Raw genomic sequence first — 240 nt, 5'->3', positions numbered from 1 at the left:
ACTCAGATGCCGATTGACTTGCGCTTATTGATGCACTTGTCGATGCTGATTCTGACGCTGATTGACTTGCACATGTTGAGGCACTTATCGATGCTGACTCAGATGCCGATTGACTTGCTGATGTCGACGCTCTTGTTGATGCGGACTCAGATGCAGATTGACTTGCGGATGTCGACGCACTTGTCGATGCTGACTCTGACGCTGATTGACTTGCGCTCGAGAAGGGCCGGGTGGGGGCGG

1 protein-coding gene is annotated in these 240 nt (G+C 52.9%); it reads right to left on the bottom strand.

The window, feature by feature from the left end; translation table 11 throughout:
• Positions 1–240: hypothetical protein (locus N8N51_RS10410; RefSeq protein WP_261104151.1), on the bottom strand; the 240-nt coding region annotated here is incomplete at both ends.

The sequence above is a fragment of the Streptococcus mitis genome (assembly GCF_946188685.1).
Classification (GTDB): Bacteria; Bacillota; Bacilli; order Lactobacillales; family Streptococcaceae; genus Streptococcus; species Streptococcus mitis_CC.
This window is presented reverse-complemented; position numbering and strand designations above follow the sequence as displayed.